Below are 21,861 nucleotides of genomic sequence, written 5' to 3'. Positions count from 1 at the left end.
GCGGTTTGATCACTTACAACGAGCCTTTTAACAGATCCGCCATGATTAACCAGAACCCGCTTCCGCAAGAATCCGCCAGCATCGTGCTGGTTGAAAACGAGCATTCTTGCCAGGAAAGTGTGCAAGGCATGCTGTCTTCGGCAGGCTACCATTGCCGTCTTGCGGATTCGGTAAATCAGATCCTTGAGTATACGCTGGCCGGTACTCTTGATCTGTTGGTTCTCGGCACACAGGTTTGTTCGTGCGATGAAGTAAAAGCCATTCGCGCCGCGATGAAAAGCTACCTGCCGGTCGTTGTGATCTGCGACAACATCGATGATGCCTTATTGGATCGTTTCGAGGGGGCGGGCATCGATAGCTATATTACCCGTCCGGTTAATGGCCGTTTGTTGTTGAGCAAAATCCAGTCTTCATTGAAATTACGCCGGCTTCATCTGCACGAGGTCGAACAACGCGAACAGTTGCAGAACTACCAGCAGCGGATGGATATTGAACAGGAAGTCGCGGTCAGAATTTTCGACAATGTCTTGAAAAGACACTTTCTGGAAACCGATGTGGTCAAATCGGTTTTATCGCCGACGGCCTTGTTTAACGGTGATTTATTGCTGGTGGCGAAAACGCCGGACGATCATTTGTATCTATTGCTGGGCGATTTTACCGGCCATGGTTTGTCGGCATCGGTTGCCGCCACGCCCACGGCGGAAGTGTTTTACGGCATGACTCAGAAAGGTTTCACCCTGCCCGACATTGTTCGAGAGATTAACGGCAAACTGCATAAAATGCTACCGGCCAACATGTTTCTGGCGGCGACCGCCGTTGCGTTGTATCCCGATTCGAAAACCTTGAATCTGATTACTTGCGGCTTGCCCGAGCATTTTCTGGTCAATCATGCCGATGGCAGTTGTAAGGCCATCAAATCCAAGAACATCCCGTTAGGCATTCAGGAAGACATCGAACTGGAAGAACAAAACTATAGTGTTAGCCGCCATCATTATCTGTACTTGCTGACCGATGGCGTATTCGATGCCGAGAATGGCCATGGCGAGTGCTTCGGTAGCGAGCGCGTGATCGAGGCGATCAGCGGCCATCCGGGTAAAGGCCTTGAGAGTCTGCAAAGCCGTCTTGCCGAGTATAGCCAGGGCTTGAGCCAGAAAGACGATATTACTATCGTCAAAATCATTTGCGATGTCGAGAACGTACCCTGGCGCGACAATAGTGCGCAACAAGCGAAACGCACTGTACAGGCATTGCACTGGAAAAACATGATGGAGTTTGGTATCGACACCCTGGCTGTCGTTAATCCGATTCCGATCATGGTAAATGCCTTGATGGAAATCCAGGGTTTGCAGCAACACCGTCAAGCGATCTTTTTGATTGTCAGTGAATTGTTCGCCAATGCGCTGGATCACGGCCTATTGGAACTGGATTCAGCCATCAAGGATACGCCCGAGGGATTTATGCGTTTTTATCAGTTAAAAGAGGAACGCCTGCAAAGCCGGCGGCAAGGCCTGATACGCTTCCTGTTCGCGCATAAGCCCACAAGGCGGGGTGGACAATTGACGATTAAAGTCGTGGATAGCGGTTGTGGTTTTGATTGGCGCCAGCGGCGGCAAGAGTTGGACTGCAACAGCGGCTTTTGCGGACGCGGCATAAAACTGGTGGAAACCCTGTGCTCGCGCTTGACCTTTCATGGCAGCGGCAATCGGGTAACCGCCGTTTTCGATTGGCAAACAGAAGCCTGAATCAGTGTTGGCAGACCTTACAAAAATAGCTGGCCCGTTGGCCGATTTTAACCTGTTGGATGGGCTCGGCGCATTTCAGGCAAGACAGGCCTTTCCGGCCATAAACCGACAACGATTGTTGAAAATAACCCGGTTTGCCTTCCGCGTTGGTAAAGTCGCGCAACGTAGTGCCGCCTTGCTCTATGGCTCGTTGCAATACGGTTTTGATGGCTTCAGCCAAGCGTTGGCAATCGGCTAAGCCGATGTCTCCGGCCGGCCTGTTCGGGTGCAAGCCCGCTAAAAATAGTGATTCGCTGGCATAAATGTTGCCGACCCCCACGACTAGATGGCTATCCATGATCAAGTTTTTGATCGGCGCCCGCCGGTTTCGGCTGTGGCTGAACAAGTAATCGGCGCCGAAAGCATCCGATAATGGTTCCGGACCTAAACCGGCCAGTAAGGGATGCTGCTCGACGGGAGTATCGGTCCACAGGACCGCGCCAAACTTACGCGGGTCGTTGAAGCGTAATACCGTGCCGTCGTTAAACACGAAATCGACATGGTCGTGTTTGCCTATCTCCTGGCCCAGTCCGGTAATGCGCAGATTACCGGACATGCCCAAATGCAGGATCAACGTGCCGGGTTCCGTGGCCAGCAATAAATATTTACCGCGCCGGCTGACCCGAGACAAACTCAAACCGGCCAGCGTGGCCGCCAAGCCATCCGAAACCGGCCAGCGCAATTGCGGCTGGCGTACGATGATTTGTTGGAAAACCTTGCCTTGGATATGCGGCGCGATGCCGCGGCAAGTGGTTTCGACTTCGGGTAATTCGGGCATGGTGTTAAATTTGCGACAATAATCGGTTGGCTTCGTCTTGCAGTTTTTTGCGTGATAACAGCAAATGCCAGCGGCTGCCGCCGCATTGGCGCCATAACAGGCTGGCGCGTATGCCGGCCAGCAGCAAGGCGCGAATTTTATTCACCGTGGCCTGGTTACCCAGATATTGCGGGTCGCCGTTGATCATGATGCGCGGCTGTAACGTGCTGATCGTGGCATGGTAAATTTCGGCCAGATTGGCCAGCACATTTTCATGCATCACGCCGAAATGCTCGGATTGGGCCTGAGCCTTGGTGATGCCGATCCGAATCGTGTTCAGCATGTCGGGGTTTTTGTTGAGTTGTTTTTGCAAATGGACCAATTGGGCTGCATAGCGGGCTTGCTCCGGATTGGATACTACCCGGCTGGTCAATTGCTTGTCGAGTTGTTGCAGGCCGAGCTGGATTCCCGGCAAGCCGCCAAAAACATCGATTACGCTAGCCGAGTCGATTTTTAGCAAACTGCCTATGCTGGCGGCCATCGCCGCCGAGTCGGCGTTACCGCTTGTGGCTAATTGCCGGACCAGGGAGCAGGCCTGAGCAATACCGGCCAGGGCGACGGTCTGATTACTGAGCGAGACTAATGACATGGTGTTTATTTGCAGGCTATGGCCAGACAATTGGGTGAAAGCGGATGCCCGGACTTAATCCAGGATTGCAGGCCGTTTTCCAGATGGTAGATATTTTTCATGCCCAGTTGCCGAGCCAGCAACGCGCCGACTTTGCCGCTGCGGTTGCCGGAGCGGCACACCAGAATAACCGGTTGGTCGGGCGATGATTTGAGCTTTTCCAGACTAGCTAGCCATGGATTCTGATCGAATGCGCCCTGATTGTCGAACGACTGCAGTTTATGGCTATTGGAAATGACGCCGGAAGCTTGCCATTCGGCTTCGGTGCGCACATCGATCACCAGCGCATTCCGGTTTTGCTGCATGTCGAGTAATTGCTCGGGGCTTACGCTCTTCAGTTCGTCCGCCAGTAGTTGCGCGCTGAACAGCAATCCGGCAAGTAATAAGGTCAAACTTTTTTTCATGGTGATTGTTGCAAGGGTTAGCGGATAAAAGGATAAATGCTGGTGCTCCACCACTGGATACACTCCAAGTAGATGGCGGCGATGCGTTGAGGTTGAATGTTACGGAAAGTAGAGCCTTGAATTTCCCAACGCTCATAATCCAGCGCATATTGTAACGCTTCTCCGGCCAATCCTGTTTTATACAAAATCGCACTGCCGACATCGTGGGATAGGGGTAAGTGTTTCAGGGCCGTTTCCAACGGTTGATCCAAAATACTATCCAAGCCCGACAATAGGCCGATTAAAAAATAAGTGTCGCGATCTTGATGGATTTCAACCGCCAGCAGTTCGCACATTTTGGCTCGGACCAGGAGCTGTTGCAGCACCGAGGGCGGTTTTGCCGACATCGACGATAAGGTCAGAATATTTACCCAGCGCCGGATTTCTCTCAAACCCAGGTAGGTGAGGGCGTGTTGAATCGATTCTATTTTATTGGGTATAGAAAAATAGGCGGAGTTTATGTAGTGCAATAATTTGTAACTCAAGGCCACGTCTTGCGAGATGGTTTTGCCGATTTCCTTAAATCCGGCATCTTCCTGGTTGATGGCTGCTAATAATTGAATGGCCGCCGTCTGATGTACATCCAGCCGTTTGCCCTCGACGATGTTGGGTTTGCTGAAGAAAAAGCCTTGAAATAGCTCGCAACCCCATTCGCGCAGTAATTCAAATTCCTGGTGGGTTTCGACTTTTTCCGCCAGTAATTTAAGTTTGTAGGGTTTTAGTTTTTCGATTAGTTGTCGAGTTTGTTCCAGGCTGTTGGCCAGGATGTCCAGTTTGATGATGTCGACGAATTCCAATAAGGGCACCCAATTCGGCGACAGTACGAAATCGTCCAGCGCGATGGTATAGCCTTGGTCGGATAATTCGCGCAGATTGTTGATAATTAGGGTATCCACCTCCACATTCTCCAGAACTTCGATCACAATCCGGTCCTTAGGCAGGTGAAGCGGGGTTTTTTCCAGCAGGTTTTGGGTCGTGAAATTGATGAACGCCAGATGCGGGCCCACCAGTTCATTCAGGCCGATTTCCAGGATGGTATCGGTAATGACCTGGTTGGTGGCGCAAGTAGCGCCTTCCTTGGCCGATAAGTCGAAATCCTTACCGCGAAACAGGACTTCATAGGCAAACGTGTTAAGTTTATTGTCCAGAATTTGCTGGCGACCTATCAGGAAGTCTGTCATTTAGTTTACGAATGAAGAGGCGTTGAACTATGATGGAAACATGAGCGCCTTATACCATGAGCGGTAAAATTTAGTCGAGCGTGCTCTAGGGTTAACCTAAATTCTATTAAGCTATTTAAATCAATTGGAGGAACATTATGTCCGAAACTGTATCAATCAACGTAAGCGGCATGAAATGCGGCGGCTGTGAAAATACCGTAAACACGGCCGTATCGGCTATTGACGGCGTGGTATCGGTCAAGGCATCGCACCAGGATAAGCGGGTCGATGTCGAATATGATCCGGATAAAACCGATCTCGATGAGATTGAAGATGCCATCATCGACGCCGGATTTTCGGTCGAGTGAGCGAGATTTTCGCATCCCCAGGTTTTTGAGACTACCCAGCCAAGCAGGTTGTTATGAATAGTGAGCAAGAGATTAATCAGGAACAAGAAACTCGGTTATCCATCTTGGGGATGCGTTGCGCGGGCTGTATCGCCGCCGTCGAAACCGCGTTGCAATCGGTCGAGGGGGTTAGCAATGTCAATGTCAATTTCGCCGACCATTCCGCCGTGGTGACCGGTGTCGCCGACCACGAGTTATTGAAGACCGCCTTGAAACAAGCCGGTTACGATGCGGCGGTGATGGAAGGCTTCGAGGATCCGGCCGACGAGGAAAAGCAGGAGGAGGAGCGCTACCTCGATCTGATGCGGAAAGCCGGGGTGGCCGGCGCGTTGGGTCTACCGCTGATGCTGGGCGCGCATCTGGATTGGTTTCCGCTGATGGGAACCGCCGAAGGCACCGGTTTTTGGACCAATGTAGCCTTGCTGACCTTGGTGGTGATGTTCTATTCCGGCGGGCATTTTTTCACCAGTGCGATCAAATTGTTGAGGGTCAAGCAGGCCAATATGGATACCTTGATTGCCCTGGGTACCGGTTCCGCCTGGCTGTATTCGTCGATTGTGATCGATTATTCCGACCAACTGCCGTCGTTGTCCAATCATGCTTATTTCGAAGCCTCGGCGGTGATCTTGGCGTTTATCAATTTAGGCAGTGCCTTGGAAACCCGCGCGCGCGGTAAAACCTCGGCCGCCATCCGGGCGCTGATCGGCTTGCAGCCGCGTACCGCGCGCGTGGTGCGCGAGGGCCGGGAAATCGACGTCCCTATCGAAGAAGTCGGGTTGGGCGAAACCTTGCGGGTCAGGCCCGGCGAAAAAATCGCGGTGGATGGTGTGTTGCTGGAAGGGCATTCGACCATCGACGAATCGATGTTGACCGGCGAATCCTTGCCGGTGGAAAAGCTGGTTGGTTCGACGGTGGCCGCCGGCACCATCAATCAAAACGGCAGTTTTTTGTTTAGCGCCACCCGTATCGGGCGCGATACCGCGTTGGCGCAGATTATTCAAAGCGTGCGGCAGGCGCAGAGCAGCAAGCCGGCCTTGGCCAAACTGGCCGATAAAATTGCCAGTATTTTCGTGCCGGCGGTGGTGGCTTTGTCGGTATTCACCTTTTTTATCTGGTTAATATTCGGGCCTGATCCGGCCCTGGGTTATGCGTTCGTCACTTCGATGACCGTGTTGGTGATTGCTTGTCCCTGTGCATTGGGACTGGCAACTCCGATTTCGGTGATGGTGGCGGTCGGACGCGCCGCGCAAATGGGGGTGTTGATCCGTAAGGGTGAAGCCCTGCAAACAGCCGGCAAGCTGACTTGCCTGATCCTGGATAAAACCGGTACCGTCACCATCGGTAAACCGACGCTGGCGCATGTGGCCGCGTTCGAAGGCTATAGTGAAGAACAAGTATTGCAACGCGCGGCCAGTCTGGAGTCGGGGTCCGAGCATCCCTTGGCGGCGGCGGTACTGGCGGCGGCGGAAGATCAACGGCTCAAACTCGACAAGGTCAGGAAATTTCAATCCGTGGCCGGACATGGTATTACCGGCCGGATTGCCGATCAGCATTGGCTGCTGGGCAATGCCGCGCTGATGGCCGAAAACAACGTTTCCATCGAATCTCACCACGATAAAATGATCGAATTGGCCGCGTTGGGACAAACGCCGATGCTGTTGGCGGTCGATCAGGCCGTGGTCGGTATCGTGTCGGTGGCCGATCCGATCAAGGCCGACTCGGCGCAAGCCGTGCAACAGTTACAGCGCCTCGGCGTGCGGGTATTGATGGTCACCGGCGACAACGAAATTACCGCGAAAGCGATTGCGGCTCAAGCCGGCATAAGCGAAATTCGGGCGCAAGTGTTGCCGCGGGATAAAGCCGCCGTGGTGAAAGAACTGCAGGCTCGGGGCGAAATCGTCGGCATGGTCGGCGATGGTATTAACGACGCGCCGGCTTTGGCCCAAGCCGATGTCGGTTTCGCAATCGGCACCGGTACCGATGTGGCGATAGAAAGCGCGGATGTGGTGTTGTTGCAAGGTTCTTTGCTGAAGGTGGCGGAAGCGATGGCGTTGTCCAAGTTGACGGTTACCAACATCAAGCAAAACCTGTTCGGTGCATTCATCTATAACACCATCGGTATTCCGGTGGCCGCCGGCTTGTTGTACCCGTTATTCGGTCTATTGTTGAATCCGATGATAGCCGGCGCGGCGATGGCGATGTCATCGGTGACCGTGGTCAGCAACGCCAATCGTTTGCGCTGGATCAAACTCGACGAAACCGAGTAGCCAGTTTGGCTTAATCGCTAGATCGCCCGTTGAATGTGTATTTTTCATGCTTCACTCCGGCAGCTTTTTCCCGCTCTTGTTTGAAAGGGCGGAGTGAGACAAAGCAGAAAACCGGCGGTTGAAGTGTGGTTGTTGGTGTGGCTTTACTCCATCCACCCTGGCTTATCCTGTTCGCACTTGATACCGCCGCTGATTCGGCCATCAATCTAATGTTACAATGCGCGGTTTTATTCCCTTGTTCATAATCGGGTAAGGGTGATTGCGAATCAACGTGTGGTCGTCTATGAGTAAACTGAAATGTGCTGTTATCGGTGCAGGCTATTTGGGAAAATTTCATGCGGAGAAATATGCTTCATTAAAAGATTGTGAATTAGTCGCCGTGGTCGACATCAATCCCGATGCTGCGGCGCAGGTGGCGCAGTTGTATGGCGCGGAAGCCATGACCGATTATCAGCCCTTACTGGGACAGGTCGATGCCGTCAGCGTGGTGGTGCCTACCAGTCTTCACCACCGCGTTTCACGCGATTTTCTGAATGCCGGCACTCATGTTTTAGTCGAGAAACCAATTACCGTTACCGTCGAGGAAGCCGACGATCTGATCGCGATTGCCAGGGAAAAAAATGTGACTTTGCAGGTCGGCCATTTGGAGCGCTTTAATCCGGCGGTCCGGGGCCTGGAAAAAATGGAAGACAAGCCGCTGTTCATCGAATCGCACCGCTTGTCGCCGTTTAACCCCCGCGCCAACGACGTCAGCGTGGTGTTGGATTTGATGATCCACGATATCGACATCATTCTGGCCTTGGTCGATTCCGAGGTGGAAAAAATCGATGCCAGCGGAACCGCGGTGCTGACCCAGGGTACCGACATCGCCAATGCCCGCATCACCTTTAAAAACGGCTGCGTCGCCAATGTTACCGCCAGCCGGATCAGCATGAAAATGGAACGCAAGATGCGCATGTTCCGGCCCTGTTCCTATATTTCCGTCGATTTTCAGAACCGGGTGTTGGTCAAGCATAGAACCGGCGAGAAGGAAATGTTCCCCGGCATTCCCGAGATCGTTACCGAAGAATCGGTATTCGAGAGCGGTGATGCGCTGTTCGAGGAAATCAAACATTTTGTCAATTGCATCAAGACCGGCGAAAATCCGCTGGTACCGGGCGAGGCAGGGCGCAAGGCGCTGGCTACCGCCATCGAAATCACCAAATTCCTGAAACACGGTTAGAGGCCAACGTTATGATCCCCATGGTTAATCTGAAGGCGCAATACGCCGAAATTCAAGATGAAATCGTTAGCGGCTTTGCCGACACACTGGACAATTGCGCCTTTATCCTGGGGCCGAATGTGCAGGCTTTCGAAAAGGAAGCCGCCGACTATCTGGGCGTCAAACACGCCATCGGCTGCGCTTCCGGCACCGATGCGCTGCATCTGGCGCTGCTGGCGGAAGGCATAGGCCCCGGCGACGAAGTTATCACCAGCGCTTTTACCTTTATCGCCACCGCCGAGGCCATCAAATACGTCGGCGCGACGCCGGTGTTTGTCGATATCGATCCGGGTACCTTCAATATTACGCCGGAAAACATCGTCAAGGCCATTAACGCCAAAACCAAGGCGGTGATGCCGGTACACTTATTCGGCCAGCCGGCCGATCTGCCAGCGATTAAAGCCATTTGCCAAAATCACGGTCTGAAACTGATCGAGGATTGCGCCCAATCTTTTGGCGCCACCGTCAGCAATCAGCAAACCGGTAGTTTCGGCGATGCGGCCGGATTCAGCTTTTTCCCCAGCAAGAATCTAGGTTGTTTCGGCGACGGTGGCCTCGTGACCACCAATAGCGACGAAACCGCGGCCAAGATCAAGCAATACCGCAACCATGGTTCGGATGTGCGTTATTACCATGACGTAATCGGCTACAACAGCCGTCTCGACGAATTGCAGGCGGTGGTGTTGCGCGCCAAGCTGAAACGCATCGACCAATACAATGCCTCGCGCCGGCATGCCGCCCACCTGTACTCCGAATTGATGGCCGATTTGCCGTTGACCACGCCTTATGAAGACGGTGTTGGCGTGCATGTCTACCATCAATACACCTTATTGTGCGATCGGCGCGACGAGGTGATGAAAGCCCTGCAGGACAATCAAATCGCCTGCGCGGTGTATTATCCGGTACCGCTGCATCGGCAAAACGTGTTCAAGGAAACCTGTGCCGGTTTGTCGCTGCCCGTCACCGAATCGGTGGCGGAATGCTGTTTCTCGTTGCCGATTTGTTCCAATTTGAGCGATGAAACCGTTAAACGGATTGTTGGCGTGATCCGTGGCGTTTTGGCGGCTTAAATTCAAATGCGTAGGGTGAGCCTAGGTAATGCACGGCTCACCACCTCATATCTTATGACCGTTTCCAATTCAGCCTACACCGTGCTGTTCAGCGCCGGTGAATCCTCCGGCGACCAGCACGCCGCCCATATGTTTCAGGAATTGCAACAGCAGTGTCCGTCGCTGCGCGGCATCGGCATGGGCGGCAATAAAATGCGGCGGGCCGGCATCGACATCCGTTTCGACTCGTCCGGTATCGGGGTGATTGGATTGGTTGAAATCCTGAAGCATTACGGTGAAATTCGGCGGGCCTTGCGGGTCATGAAAACTATCGTCGCCGACGAAAAGCCGGATTTGCTGGTTTGCGTGGATTACAAGGAGTTCAATTTAAAACTGGCCCGGTTTGCCAAGCGTCGGGGCGTGAAAGTACTGTTCTACGTCAGTCCGCAAGTCTGGGCCTGGCGGGCCGGGCGGGTGTTGACCTACGGCAAGGCCATCGACATGATGGCGGTGATATTTCCGTTCGAAACCGCCTATTACGAGGCTAAAAACGTGCCGGTGCGCTATGTCGGCCATCCCTCGGTCGACAAGGTTCAACCGTTGCGAGGCCGGGCCGAAGATTTTGACCTGTTCGGCCTGGATCCAGCTCGGCCGGTGGTCGGCATTTTGCCGGGCAGTCGGGTCAATGAAATCAAACGCATGTTGCCGGTAATGTTGCAGGCGGCCGAACTACTGGCTCGCAACCATCCGGATCTGCAATTTGTGCTGCCGCAAGCCGATTCGGTTGATGATGCGGTGTTACAGTTTCATCTGCGGGACAATCCGCTGGCGATCAAGGTGGTCAAGCAACAGGCTTACGATGCCATTCAATGCTGCGATGCGGTGATGACTACTTCCGGCACGGCGTCGTTGGAAATCGCCTTGCTGGGCGTGCCGATGGTGATCGCTTACCGGCTGTCGCCCTTGACCTACTGGTTGGGTAAGCAATTGGTCAAAATCCCGTTCATCGGCTTACCCAACATCATCGCCGACCGCTCTATCGTCAAAGAGCTGATTCAGGATGCCGTCAGCGCCGAAAGCCTGTCGGCGGAAATCGAGGCCTTACTCAGCGATCAACCCTATCGAACCGCTTGTCTGCAAGGTTTGCAACTGGTAAAAGTACGCCTGGGCCAGGGCGGAGGTTCAAGAAACATGGCCGATTTGGCCTTGGAAATGTTACGGCAAGGTCGAGTCGAATGATGGCGTCCGTCGGGACGGAGTTCGTGTTTTTGCTGGATTAAGGATTTGGTTGGAAATAATTTCCCTGAATTCATTGGGGCGATTTTAATCGCCCTGGGCGAATGACCCGTTAGAGCGCGTAGCGAATTCGTCCCTACAGGATATTCGAATATCGGGAGTTTTTTCTGACGGAATCCAAATGGTTTTTTAGGCCCATGGAGACCTCGGTTGGTTCGGCACAAGACCATGCCTATCTCGGTTAGCCTTATACTTCGGTTTCACTCAGCACAAGTCCGCCCAGCGAACGTAATATTTGGCATAGGCAATGGGTGCAAGTTTTCTCAAAAATAGCTCTAACACAGTGACGGGAGCGATAAATGAATAGGAAAAAAATGCGCTGGCGGGCTATCCTCCCGAGCATGGTGCTTAGCGTCATCGTGGCCGGCTGTGTTAATCAGACTGTCCGGGATGAACCTGTTTCCACGTTGACAGGAGCCTCGGAACGTCTCGTCGGCTATCTGCCTGCGGCGGAACTGCCGAATAGTCTGACCTTGGTCCCGCCGCCTCCGCCACCTGATTCGTCTGCCCTGGCCCTTGATGAGGATATTAGCCGGAGGAGTTTCTCCTTGCGCGATACGCCGCGCTGGGCGCTGGCCATCTCGGATGCCGATTTGAGTTTTCCGCATGCGGCCGCTACCTTCGCCTGCGCCTTGAACGCGCCCGTCAGCGAGGCCGATACACCGCGTCTGTATCGGTTGTTGCGCCGGACATTGAGTGATGTGGGGGGCTCGACCCGCGCGGCCAAGGATCATTACAAACGGGTTCGCCCTTTTGTCCGGAACAACCAACCCCTATGTACTCCAAATGACCAATCCTGGCTGGTGAAGGATGGCTCTTATCCTTCCGGCCATACCGCGATCGGTTGGGGATGGGCGTTGATTTTGGCGGAGATTTCGCCGGAACAAACCAACGCCATCCTGTTACGGGGCCGTAGCTTTGGCGAGAGCCGCAATGTATGCAACGTGCATTGGCACAGTGATGTCGTGCAAGGGCGCAATGTAGCGGCCGGCGCCGTGGCCAGGCTACACGCGGCGCCTGAGTTTCTAGCCGATCTCGAGGCGGCCAAGGCTGAAATTGCCGCCGTGCGCGGCAAAGGGTTGAAACCCAATCGTGATTGCGCCGCGGAAGACGCTGCACTGTTGGTACAACCCTCGCTGGCTCAATGAGTGAGTAAGAATTCCGGCAAAAATAAGTTCCCGATTTCGAATGTCCTATAGGGGCGAATTCGCTAGGCGCTCCTACGGGTCATTCGACCCAATGAATTCAGGGAATTTATTTCCAACCCAATCCAAGTCTCTTTCATGCTTAAATCGGGCGATAGGGTAATCAGGCGGGAACGGCCTTTGTGGCTTGCAACCGTAAAACCAGCTCGCGCGCCTAAAACCAATCAGCTCTTCGCATTTGTATCGGCGAAGTGGCTTAATCGAGTACAAGAAAACCAATAGCAGAGGACTCAATGAAACAACTAACCGGATATCTGTACTTTTGGGTGCTGTTGGCCATTCTCGCCGGTGGTACCTTGGGCTATTTTAAGCCGGAGGCCGCCGTGACCCTAAAACCGCTGGGCGATGGTTTTATTTCCTTGGTCAAAATGCTGATCAGTCCGGTGATTTTTTGCACGGTCGTGCTCGGGATAGCCGGCGCCGAGGATATGAAAAAAGTAGGCCGGGTCGGAGGCAAGGCGCTACTCTACTTCGAAGTAGTGTCGACGCTGGCTCTATGCATTGCCATGGTCGTGATGCATATCATCAAGCCGGGAAAAGGCTTTAACGTGGATCCGGCCACGCTGGATGCCAAGGCCGTATCCAATTATGCCCAGGCCGCCTCGAGTCAAAGCGCGCTGGATTTCATTCTGCATATCATTCCGAAGACTTTTGCCGATGCTTTCACCGGTTCCGGCGACCTGTTGCAGGTGTTGTTCATGGCTATTCTGTTCGGTTACGCGATGCTGCATCTGGGTGAAACCGGTAAAACCGTGTATCACTTTATCCAAGAATGCTCCCGGATTTTTTTCGCCATGATGAACCTGATCATGAAGCTGGCGCCGCTCGGCGCCGGAGGCGCCATGGCTTTTACCGTCGGCAAATATGGCGTTGCCGCCCTGACGCCCCTGGTCGACCTGATGCTGAGCTTCTACCTGACGTGTATCCTGTTTGTCGTCGTGGTGCTGGGCCTGATCGCGGCGGTTTCCGGATTCAACATTCTGCGTTTTCTGGCTTACATCAAGGAAGAGCTGTTGACCGTTCTCGGCACTTCGTCATCGGAATCGGCCCTGGTCCCCCTGATGGACAAGCTTGAGCGACTCGGTTGTTCAAAATCGGTGGTCGGACTGGTTGTCCCCGCCGGCTATTCGTTCAACCTGGACGGCACGAATATCTACCTTGCGATGGCTGCCTTATTCGTCGCCCAAGCCCTGAATATCGAACTCAGCTGGGGCCATGAGTTAACCCTATTGGGCGTGGCGATGCTGACCTCCAAAGGTGCCGCGGGCGTAACCGGTTCCGGGTTTATCACGCTGGCCGCCACGCTGGCGGTCGTGCCGTCGATCCCCGTTGCCGGGTTGGCCTTGATCCTCGGTATTGATCGCTTTATGTCCGAAGCGCGCTCGCTGACCAATTTCGTCGGAAATGGCGTGGCTACGCTGGTGGTTTCCGCTTGGGAAAACGAGCTTGACCGGAATTGCCTGAAGCAAGAGCTAGGCGGCTGACCTACGGAAAAGTCATGGACCTCGATTTCCATCGGAGATAAACGCGGCTTGGTGGAACCATGAGCGTAACCGACTTGTTCGGGATTTTATCAAGCCAACGACTAAACCCCTAAATCGTCCAACGGACTGACTACTCCCTGCCCACCTTGATTCAACACATGGGTATAAATCATCGTGGTTTCCAGCTCGCTATGCCCCAACAATGCCTGAATGGTACGAATATCGGTGCCGCGTTGCAGCAAATGCGTGGCGAAACTGTGGCGGAAGGTATGGGCGGAAGCCCGTTTGGCAATACCTGACTGCCGCACGGCCGCCCGTATCGCCTTATTAATCAAGGATTGATCGAGATGATGCCGCCGGGTAATGCCGGATAAGGGGTCGGCAGACAACGAACGGGCCGGGAACAGATACTGCCAGCCCCATTCCCGTTCGGCATTAGGATACTTCCTGGCCAGCGCAAACGGTAAATACACCGCGCCAAATCCGGCCGCCAAATCTTGTTGGTGAATCGACTTCACCTTCTCCAGATGATTTTGCAGCAATGGCGCCATGCTGGCCGGAAAAGTTGTCACCCTGTCCTTATCTCCCTTGCCGGAGCGCACGGTAACTTGCCTGTAGGCAAAATCGATGTCCTGCACCCTTAGTCGCACCGCCTCGGTAATCCGCAACCCACTGCCGTACAGTAACTTAACCACCAATTGCGCCACGCCTTCGACGCGCGGCAAAACCTGCTTGACCTCATCCACCGATAATACCACCGGCATATGCCGGTGCGATTTGGCGCGAATGGCATCTATGCGTTGTTCCAGCGGCCGATTTAATACCTGTTTGTACAAAAACACCAACGCATTCATCGCCTGATTTTGAGTGGCGGCCGCAACATGGCGTTCCGTCGCCAAATGGCTCAAAAAAGCTTCTATCTTGGCCTCGCTTTCCTCGAACAAAGCCGGCCGTTCCGTCATCCGGTGAAACTTGATGAACTGCTTGATCCAATCGCAATAGGTGCGCTCGGTGTGCAAGGAATAATGTTTCAGGCGCATGATGCGGCGAACGTCGTCCAGCAAGGTAGGTGAATTCACGCTTGACATCATTTTCTTACCGGCTATAGTGAGTCGCAAATTAAATATGCAGGCAAATTTGCCTGAATAGCCGGCCAATAGCAAGTTATCGAGGCAAATATGCCCAGTTTTCCGAATACGCATGCCAATGTGCCTGAAAAGTAGGTCAATATCAGGTTATACGGGCAGATTTGCCTGATAATCAATAGTTAGGCTTTTCTTGGATGAAGGCTCAGTTCCAATTTGGCTGCGTCAGCTTTATTAGTTGCCTGCTAGCTGAGTGCTAGCTTCGTTATAAATAATTTTAATTTCAAAAGTAACTTAACCATGTCAATTAGTTATATTATTACGGCGGCTATCGCCTTAATTACTGTTCTCGTAACACAATATAAGTTACATAAAAACACTGTATTAAGGGAAAACAGATCATTGCTGCAAAAGAAATCTGAAGAAATCGCTAAGTTATTATTCAGCAATCAGTATTGGCTTAATGAAAAAAGACTAAATGTACTTGGCATAACAGAAGACAATCACAAAAAATCTAATGACTGTAGAACAGTAGCTCCTATCGAAGAAGCTATTGCCCTTCAATTACTTTATTTTCAAGAGTTAGAGGAAAAGATTAATGTCATTAAAAAATATCATGATGAGTGTTATGTACATATACTAAATCGACATTCGCAATTAATAGAGGCAGTAAAACAATCTGAAAAACTAGAGGGAATTAAAGGAGAAATGAATAGTACAGATTCGAAAGAATATATTTGCTTTAATAATTATTATGAAAGTATTTTGCCTTTTATAAAAGAATCATTAATACCATCAGTACCACCGAATATAGATAAAAATTGTTTTTCAATCTTTCGTAATTTTTCAAAAAAACGTTAATTTAAATAATTGCAACTTAAAGAGCCTAACAAGTCAGTCAAAGCGACCCGCCGCCCGTTGGCGGTTTTGAAATACAAATTTAATTCAAGGTAATTGGCTTCGCTTAGCTTCCTATAGCGGCGGTCGCCTTACCGTAACGTTATACATCGCAACCCTAGGAGCCAAATAGTGAGCGAATCCGAAAACACAATCTCCCTTACAGGTAGAGGCTTCCGTACCACACTGGAAGCCTCCGTTGTTTGTGAAGCTATAGAGAAATCGCCGCTGTTAGATGCCGCCAAGAAAGCAGTAATTAAAACTATTGTTGCAGAGCTGACTAGGCAAGGACTTATCGAAGCAAAGGATTTCATAGCTAAAGTTTATGAGCATTTCGAGAACAGCGATGCTGGTGTTTTAACGCTAATACAAGGGTTCCTGAAGCAGTTTACGGATCACCCTTAAAGAATTCTTCGAATACGAACAAAAACAACCCCATTAAACCTGCTTCTCTTAGTGCGTATCGGCGACAAAAAATTGAAAACCTATCTTTTATGGTTTCGAGTATTTTCATGTGTATTACCTCAATAAAATTAAAAATGTATAACGAATAAGGTTAGATTGTGTGAGCAACGCGAACCACAATCTGAACCGGTTGTTGGACAAGCCCGGTGGTCACAGTGCTAACGGTATTCTTTATTTAAGAAAATAGCTTTTCGGAGTTCTTGGGTCGCGAAGGCTTGGTTACCGCTTCAAGACCCAGAACTCGCATAGGAGTGGCGACCTATCGCTTCGATGGCATCGGAAGGCCGCTTTTTGGGATGCTTTAGCCTGATTTTGGCCGAACGAAGCTGTCGGCCTTGAAAAGGCCGATGATCGTATGGCCGGTTTCGTTAATCGTTTACATAGCCTGTGGCCCCCTCAACCCGGTTGGCCGGTGGGCATTGTCTGGCGGCGTAAGATCGCCGGGATGCGTGTTTTCACAATCCGCATGTCTCCGCCGCAGCAGGCGCAGGTGAGTGGTGGCCGTTTTCTCAGCCATGCCAGTGCCCGGTTTGGATTCAAACCGAGCAGGTATTGCAGCAAGCCGATCAGTCGTTTGCTGTTGGGGTGCAAAAAACCGAAGTTGCGGGCCCGCCTGAAACCCTTGGGCAAGACATGCCGGAGAATCAGCCAAAGGAACTGGGCGCCGGGCAGCGTTCGAGTCCGCATCTGGCGGCTCTTGCTGTCCTGATAACGGAAGGTCACCTGACCGTCGCGGCAGGCGACAATGTCGTTTTCCTGGATGACGCCTTTATAAAGATAGCGGCCAAGATAAACCAACGCCTTGTCGCCGCTGCCGACCGACTTGACGTCGACGACCCAGCTTTCGGGGTAACGGGCTGGGAGTACCAGTCCTTGTTGTATGATCGCCTCTAGTCCACGTAGCTCCGAATAGCGACAGCGTAATCGGAGGAAAGTTGTTTTCAAATTCGTACGATTACGCTGTCGCTAATCTACGCGGGCTGAATATTCAAGCCTACGGTCGCACATGGCGAAGGAAATAATCGAAAAATTCGAAGTACCTCGCTCGATGTATGCTGGTGGAGGCAGAGGCGAAGATGTGCGAAAACAAATGCTGCTTGATGAGGTTTTTCGATTGGAAAAGCACTGGGGGCTGTCATAGTGCGCGGCCCAACCCATTATTTCACCGAACTTGCGCGAAAAGCTGCGCTGGTCTGTGGATTCAAACGTTAGGCCATGCCTACATCATTCATCATGGATGTTTTGGATACTTGGAAATACCTCGCCGCATGGTTCGTCATGCTGCTTGTTTCAATAGCAAATGGTGCCGCGCGCGACCTCAGCTATGGCAAACACATGAGTGAGCTTACCGCGCATCAGGTGTCCACGGTGACAAGTGTTCTGTCGCTCGGGGCAGTTATCTGGGTCTTCATTCGCTTTTACCCGCCGTCTTCCGCGCACGACGCCATTACCATCGGCCTGGCGTGGGCCGCGCTTACGGTGGCATTTGAATTTCTCTTCTTCCACTTTGTCGGCGGACACTCTTGGTCTGAATTGCTCGCGAATTACAACATTTTCGAGGGGCGAGTCTGGGTCGTTGTCCTAGTCTGGGTTGCCGTTGCACCGTATGTCTTCTTTCGTTTCCGCTGCTTGGCCTAACCATTCGGTCAACCAAACGCCTGGCAACCTGCGTTTGCCGGTATCCTCCGCTACCGTCGCGCGCCCGCCCTTTAGCTCGTTAGGCATGGAAACAGGTCTGGATGCAACTGAAAAACACGAGGAGAAACGAATGTCTGCTTTAATGTCTAGTTTTGAAAAGATGGAGATGACCCATGTACTACATTGTTGAGACCGGCAAATCATTCGAACAGGCGTCGGTGGACCTCGATGCCGCGGTTAAACGGCACGATTTCGGGGTGCTGCATGTCCACGACTTAGGAACCACCCTTCGCGGTAAAGGTATTTCATTTGATGAGCAGTGCAAGATTTTCGAGGTCTGCAATCCGGGGCAAGCTGCGAAGGTTCTTTCAACCGATATGCGTCTAAACATGGCGCTACCGTGCCGTATCTCGGTGTTCACGGACAAAGGTAAAACGAAGATCGGCCTGATCAAGCCGGCCGAAATGCTTGCGGCGCTATCCCAGGATGCCGCATTGGCGCAAATTGCCAGGGAAATCGAGGAGAAAACCAAGCGAATGGTTGACGAGGCGAAATGATTGGGTGATTTTAATCGCCCAGGACGAATCAATTCGCCCCAGGACATTCGAATATCGGGAACTTATTTTTGACGGAATCCCGATCCATTATCGCTTGAACTGCGCGACTAATTGGTTCAGGCGATTAGCCAACTTAACCAGTTCGTGACTGGCGGCATTGGTTTGCGCGGCGTCCTGGGCGGTGCGATCGGTCAAGCGGCCGATGTTGGCGACGCTTTGGCTGACGTGCTGGGCGACCTGGTTCTGGTTGTCGGCGGCGTCCGCCATTTGCGCATTCAATTGGCGAATGTGCGCTACCCTGGACGCAATCAGGTTCAAGCCTTCGTCGGCGCTCTGAACTTGTGAGCGGCGTTGTTCGGCGCTGAGCTTGGCATTTTCCATCACGGCCACCGCATCCTTGGCTTCGTGTTGCAGTTGTTCGATGATACTTTCGATTTCCTCGGTGGCTTTGTGCGAGCGGGTAGCCAAGGTTCTGACTTCATCCGCCACCACGGCAAAGCCTCGGCCTTGTTCGCCGGCCCGGGCCGCCTCAATGGCGGCGTTGAGTGCCAGCAGGTTGGTTTGTTCCGCCAGGCCTTTAATCACATCCAATACCGAGCCGACGCCCTTGCTTTTTTCGTCCAGGCGTTTGATGACTTCCGATGCGCGTTCAATTTCGGCCACCAATTCATAAATGCCGTCGATGGCGTTTTTGGTGGTGGCGGCGCCCTTGGCGGCTTGTTGATCGGCTTCGATCGAGGCCTGGGCGGCTCCGCCAGCTCCGCTGCGCACATCCTTGACCGAGGATTCCAGTTGGTTGATGGCATGTAAAACCGATTCGGTTTCTTGGTTTTGCTGTTTAGCCGCCGCCGTGGTTTGGCTGGCAACGCTGGAAATTTTTGCGGTGGCGTTACTCAATTCCAGACTGGTTTCCGATACCTGATTCAGGCTGTTGGCAAAGTTGCTTAGCATCGCATTGAATGAGGTACTGAGTTGGCCGATTTCGTCGTTGGAATCTATCGTCAGTCGTTGGCGTAAATCGGCATTCTGGCTGATCAGGTTCATGGTATTACGAATTTCAGCCAGCGGCTTGACCACGATTTTTCGCATCAGAAAAGTGATCAGCGTCATGCCGGCAATGAATAAAACCGCGGCGATCAGGCCGGCAATCAGGATGTCTTCATTGATTTTGGCATGCAGATTGGTCAGCGAATAGGAAATACGTACCGCGCCCATGACGGTGCCTTCCGGCACCGCATGGCAGTTCAGGCAGTTGGTGCCCTTAAAGTTGCTGCTGGCGATGACGGGTTCCAGTATCGTAATGCCTTCACCCGTGGCGCTGCCGCTTTTGACGGTGACCGCGTTGCCGGCCAGAGCTTGTTGATCCAGTTCGTCGGCCGGAACTTGCTCGGGCGCGCCGGGGCCGAATACGTCGACGATGGCTTTTCCGCGAATCAAACGGGCATCGGTCACGTCGGCATGGGATTCGATCTTCTCGCGTAAAAATCGGCTTTGGGTCATCGAGCCGGCCAGCATCATTGCGTTCAGGCCGTCGAAATAACCGTGGGCAATATCGTGAGCCTTATCGGTGGCCAGGGTTTGTATCATTTGTTTTTGTCGATCGGCCATGAATAGGATACTGACCGACATCAGCAGCAGGAACACGCTGGCGATGCTTAACAGGATTTTGGATTGGATGGATGCGGGGTTATCCATGACGGCTCACTTTATACGAAATTAGTTTAGATTAAGGATGGGTGGAAGCGGGCAATCAATCACGCATGATCGCATTGCGCCGGTCCGACTGGCCGAGGACGCCGCCCAGTATCCACATCTGGTACATCGATACGCACCACATGAAGGCAAAGGAAATCCCCAGCCCAAAACCGGCTATGATCACCAGCCAGGCGAAATGCGGGTTCAGTTTGGTCAGCCACCAGGAGGCGATGTCGATCAATAAAAACAGGTAAGGCATTACTATCGCCGGATACTTGTAACAGCAGGGCACGCCGGTACTGAAGCTGAATATAATGCCGACGAACATGAAGATGAAGCTGATGCCGAATAAATGGATGTGAGACAAACGGGTTAGTGATTGAAAGGTGGCGCCCTCGCTGGATTCCGAGACTTTTTTAAGGTTGGCGAATTGGGAAAAATCCGGCAACGAGTTAGCGCCCGCGTTGTGGCAAATCACGCAATTTTGATCGACGATAGTTTTGATACTGGCGTTGTATTCGGCTTCCGAGGCGCCGTCACGCACCCATTGAATCAGTTTGAAGCGCTCTTGGTCGGGAGCGTTGAATTTCATCGAGCCATTCAGTTTCGATTCCAGTACCGAGCCGGAACGATCGCCGTAGTAGCTATATACCACATCATTCAGCGACAAACCGAATTTGCCGTCGGCCATGCCGTGGGTAAACAGAATTTGTATCAGCGCCATCAGATAACCGGCGGCGATGGTGACCAAATAACCGGTAAACAGTAATTTGATCGAGGTGCCGAAACTGGTTAGATTGGCGCCCCTGTAGGCATATTTAGCGGGTACATTGCATTCGTTGGACATAAGCAATCCAAAAGGTTGTGAGCAAAAGGGCTAAGGCTATTTATGGAAATAAAGTTACCCGGTCCGAGATATTTGCCGTTGACTGAGCGGAGTCGAAGTCAATCATTCGCTTCGACTACTTCGGCTTCGCACAGCGAACGAAGGACTGACAATGGGTATGATCTTTCTCAAAAAATCGCCTAAGGCAGGCGGGCACAATACATGCCGGCCCGCGCTATATCGACAGACGTTTAGTTTTTGATGTTTTGATAATAAAACCCCAGTTCTTCAATTTCCTGCTCGGTCAGGCTTTCGGCAAGCAGGCGCATTCGGCTGTAGATGTCGTTATGACGCTCGCCGGCCTTGAAGGCCCTCAGCGTGGCCGAAATATAAGCGGCATTTTGACCGGAAACTCCCGGTAAATCGACCGCTTGGCCCTTGCCGTCGGCGCCGTGGCAGACTTCGCAAGGCGGTAACACCCGGTCGGTGCTGCCGTTTTTCACCAGATTTTCCGCCTGCTCATACACCATAACGCTACGTGATTGAAAAGCCGGCTGTTGCGAGCCGAACCAGGCAGCCAAATCCGCGCTGTCTTGTTGGCTCATACCCTTGGCGACAGCGGTCATCATCGGATCCTGGCGGTCGCCGTTGCTGTAATCCTGCAGCTGTTTGTAGAGGTAAGTCGGCAATTGCCCGGCCAAGGACGGATAAGTCGGCGAAACGCTGATGCCTTTGTCGCCATGGCAGGCGGCGCAAGTTTTGGCCAGTTCCTGGCCTTTCCGCAGGTTGCCGGCCTTGACGAAATTAATCTGATCGGCGCTCCACGCCACTTGCGAGGATGGTTGAGCGCTTACCAGCGTAGGTAACAATAAGGCTGTGGTTAGAATGATTTTTTTCATG

At 52.5% G+C, this 21,861-nt stretch carries 20 protein-coding genes and 1 pseudogene; 12 read left to right on the top strand and 9 right to left on the bottom strand.

All coding sequences use genetic code 11. The features are described from left to right. Positions 1 to 41: 41 nt before the first annotated feature. Positions 42 to 1,742: an ATP-binding SpoIIE family protein phosphatase gene (locus tag IVG45_RS09205; RefSeq protein ID WP_196437524.1), complete on the top strand. Its 1,701-nt coding sequence runs from the start codon at positions 42 to 44 to the stop codon at positions 1,740 to 1,742. A gap of 1 nt (position 1,743) precedes the next feature. Here the strand turns inward: IVG45_RS09205 and mutM are convergent, their stop codons facing one another. The 4 genes from mutM to IVG45_RS09185 are packed head-to-tail and all read right to left on the bottom strand — an operon-like array spanning position 1,744 to position 4,850. Next, the gene (gene mutM / locus IVG45_RS09200) at positions 1,744 to 2,559 is read right to left on the bottom strand and encodes a bifunctional DNA-formamidopyrimidine glycosylase/DNA-(apurinic or apyrimidinic site) lyase (protein WP_196437523.1); all 816 of its coding nucleotides are present in this window, start codon (positions 2,557 to 2,559) and stop codon (positions 1,744 to 1,746) included. 4 nt (positions 2,560 to 2,563) lie between these two features. Next, complete coding sequence (gene hflD / locus IVG45_RS09195; protein ID WP_196437522.1) at positions 2,564 to 3,187, bottom strand: high frequency lysogenization protein HflD; 624 nt, start codon at positions 3,185 to 3,187, stop codon at positions 2,564 to 2,566. A 5-nt stretch (positions 3,188 to 3,192) separates the two neighbouring features. After that, entirely contained in the window at positions 3,193 to 3,630 is a 438-nt protein-coding gene (locus IVG45_RS09190) for a rhodanese-like domain-containing protein (RefSeq protein WP_196437521.1), read from the bottom strand. A gap of 17 nt (positions 3,631 to 3,647) precedes the next feature. Further along, positions 3,648 to 4,850: an EAL and HDOD domain-containing protein gene (locus IVG45_RS09185; protein ID WP_196437520.1), complete on the bottom strand. Its 1,203-nt coding sequence runs from the start codon at positions 4,848 to 4,850 to the stop codon at positions 3,648 to 3,650. Between the two features lie 137 nt (positions 4,851 to 4,987). Between IVG45_RS09185 and IVG45_RS09180 the strand changes: the two genes are divergently transcribed. The 7 genes from IVG45_RS09180 (at position 4,988) to IVG45_RS09150 (ending at position 13,798) form a co-directional block, all read left to right on the top strand. Further along, complete coding sequence (locus IVG45_RS09180) at positions 4,988 to 5,197, top strand: heavy-metal-associated domain-containing protein (RefSeq protein ID WP_196437519.1); 210 nt, start codon at positions 4,988 to 4,990, stop codon at positions 5,195 to 5,197. A 53-nt stretch (positions 5,198 to 5,250) separates the two neighbouring features. Beyond that, on the top strand, positions 5,251 to 7,503 hold the full coding sequence (locus IVG45_RS09175; RefSeq protein ID WP_196437518.1) for a heavy metal translocating P-type ATPase: 2,253 nt from the start codon (positions 5,251 to 5,253) through the stop codon (positions 7,501 to 7,503). 283 nt (positions 7,504 to 7,786) lie between these two features. Next, positions 7,787 to 8,725 (top strand): Gfo/Idh/MocA family protein, encoded by a 939-nt coding sequence (locus IVG45_RS09170; RefSeq protein ID WP_196437517.1) that lies wholly within the window; start codon positions 7,787 to 7,789, stop codon positions 8,723 to 8,725. A gap of 11 nt (positions 8,726 to 8,736) precedes the next feature. After that, positions 8,737 to 9,834: a DegT/DnrJ/EryC1/StrS family aminotransferase gene (locus IVG45_RS09165; RefSeq protein ID WP_196437516.1), complete on the top strand. Its 1,098-nt coding sequence runs from the start codon at positions 8,737 to 8,739 to the stop codon at positions 9,832 to 9,834. A 54-nt stretch (positions 9,835 to 9,888) separates the two neighbouring features. After that, complete coding sequence (lpxB, locus tag IVG45_RS09160) at positions 9,889 to 11,052, top strand: lipid-A-disaccharide synthase (RefSeq protein ID WP_196437515.1); 1,164 nt, start codon at positions 9,889 to 9,891, stop codon at positions 11,050 to 11,052. 356 nt (positions 11,053 to 11,408) lie between these two features. Beyond that, complete coding sequence (locus IVG45_RS09155; RefSeq protein WP_230874816.1) at positions 11,409 to 12,257, top strand: acid phosphatase; 849 nt, start codon at positions 11,409 to 11,411, stop codon at positions 12,255 to 12,257. Between the two features lie 290 nt (positions 12,258 to 12,547). Continuing rightward, the gene (locus IVG45_RS09150) at positions 12,548 to 13,798 is read left to right on the top strand and encodes a dicarboxylate/amino acid:cation symporter (protein ID WP_196437514.1); all 1,251 of its coding nucleotides are present in this window, start codon (positions 12,548 to 12,550) and stop codon (positions 13,796 to 13,798) included. 101 nt (positions 13,799 to 13,899) lie between these two features. Here the strand turns inward: IVG45_RS09150 and IVG45_RS09145 are convergent, their stop codons facing one another. Next, on the bottom strand, positions 13,900 to 14,886 hold the full coding sequence (locus IVG45_RS09145) for an integron integrase (RefSeq protein ID WP_196437971.1): 987 nt from the start codon (positions 14,884 to 14,886) through the stop codon (positions 13,900 to 13,902). 297 nt (positions 14,887 to 15,183) lie between these two features. Between IVG45_RS09145 and IVG45_RS09140 the strand changes: the two genes are divergently transcribed. Together IVG45_RS09140 and IVG45_RS09135 are read left to right on the top strand one after the other, a co-directional pair. Then, positions 15,184 to 15,744 (top strand): hypothetical protein, encoded by a 561-nt coding sequence (locus IVG45_RS09140; RefSeq protein ID WP_196437513.1) that lies wholly within the window; start codon positions 15,184 to 15,186, stop codon positions 15,742 to 15,744. 168 nt (positions 15,745 to 15,912) lie between these two features. After that, positions 15,913 to 16,185 carry a hypothetical protein gene (locus IVG45_RS09135; RefSeq protein ID WP_196437512.1) on the top strand — a complete coding sequence of 91 codons (273 nt, stop codon included), beginning with the start codon at positions 15,913 to 15,915 and terminating at the stop codon, positions 16,183 to 16,185. A 456-nt stretch (positions 16,186 to 16,641) separates the two neighbouring features. Here the strand turns inward: IVG45_RS09135 and IVG45_RS09130 are convergent. After that, positions 16,642 to 17,139, bottom strand: a pseudogene (locus IVG45_RS09130) (transposase); the annotation flags it as partial. Positions 17,140 to 17,460: 321 nt separating this feature from the next. Here IVG45_RS09130 and IVG45_RS09125 point away from each other — a divergent pair. After that, positions 17,461 to 17,883, top strand: a complete 423-nt coding sequence (locus IVG45_RS09125; protein WP_196437511.1) for a hypothetical protein — start codon at positions 17,461 to 17,463, stop codon at positions 17,881 to 17,883. A 173-nt stretch (positions 17,884 to 18,056) separates the two neighbouring features. Then, positions 18,057 to 18,440 carry a DUF302 domain-containing protein gene (locus IVG45_RS09120; RefSeq protein ID WP_196437510.1) on the top strand — a complete coding sequence of 128 codons (384 nt, stop codon included), beginning with the start codon at positions 18,057 to 18,059 and terminating at the stop codon, positions 18,438 to 18,440. A gap of 87 nt (positions 18,441 to 18,527) precedes the next feature. Here the strand turns inward: IVG45_RS09120 and IVG45_RS09115 are convergent, their stop codons facing one another. The 3 genes from IVG45_RS09115 to IVG45_RS09105 form a co-directional block, all read right to left on the bottom strand. Next, positions 18,528 to 20,135, bottom strand: coding sequence for a methyl-accepting chemotaxis protein (locus tag IVG45_RS09115; protein ID WP_196437509.1), 1,608 nt, complete (start codon positions 20,133 to 20,135; stop codon positions 18,528 to 18,530). 55 nt (positions 20,136 to 20,190) lie between these two features. After that, entirely contained in the window at positions 20,191 to 20,982 is a 792-nt protein-coding gene (locus IVG45_RS09110; protein WP_196437508.1) for an elongation factor-1 alpha, read from the bottom strand. A gap of 230 nt (positions 20,983 to 21,212) precedes the next feature. Continuing rightward, positions 21,213 to 21,860 (bottom strand): c-type cytochrome, encoded by a 648-nt coding sequence (locus IVG45_RS09105; RefSeq protein WP_196437507.1) that lies wholly within the window; start codon positions 21,858 to 21,860, stop codon positions 21,213 to 21,215. Between the last annotated feature and the right edge of the window lies 1 nt (position 21,861).

Source organism: Methylomonas sp. LL1 (assembly GCF_015711015.1).
Classification (GTDB): domain Bacteria; phylum Pseudomonadota; class Gammaproteobacteria; order Methylococcales; family Methylomonadaceae; genus Methylomonas.
The sequence above is the reverse complement of the archived record's forward strand: the minus strand, read 5'-3'. Positions and strand labels throughout refer to the sequence as shown.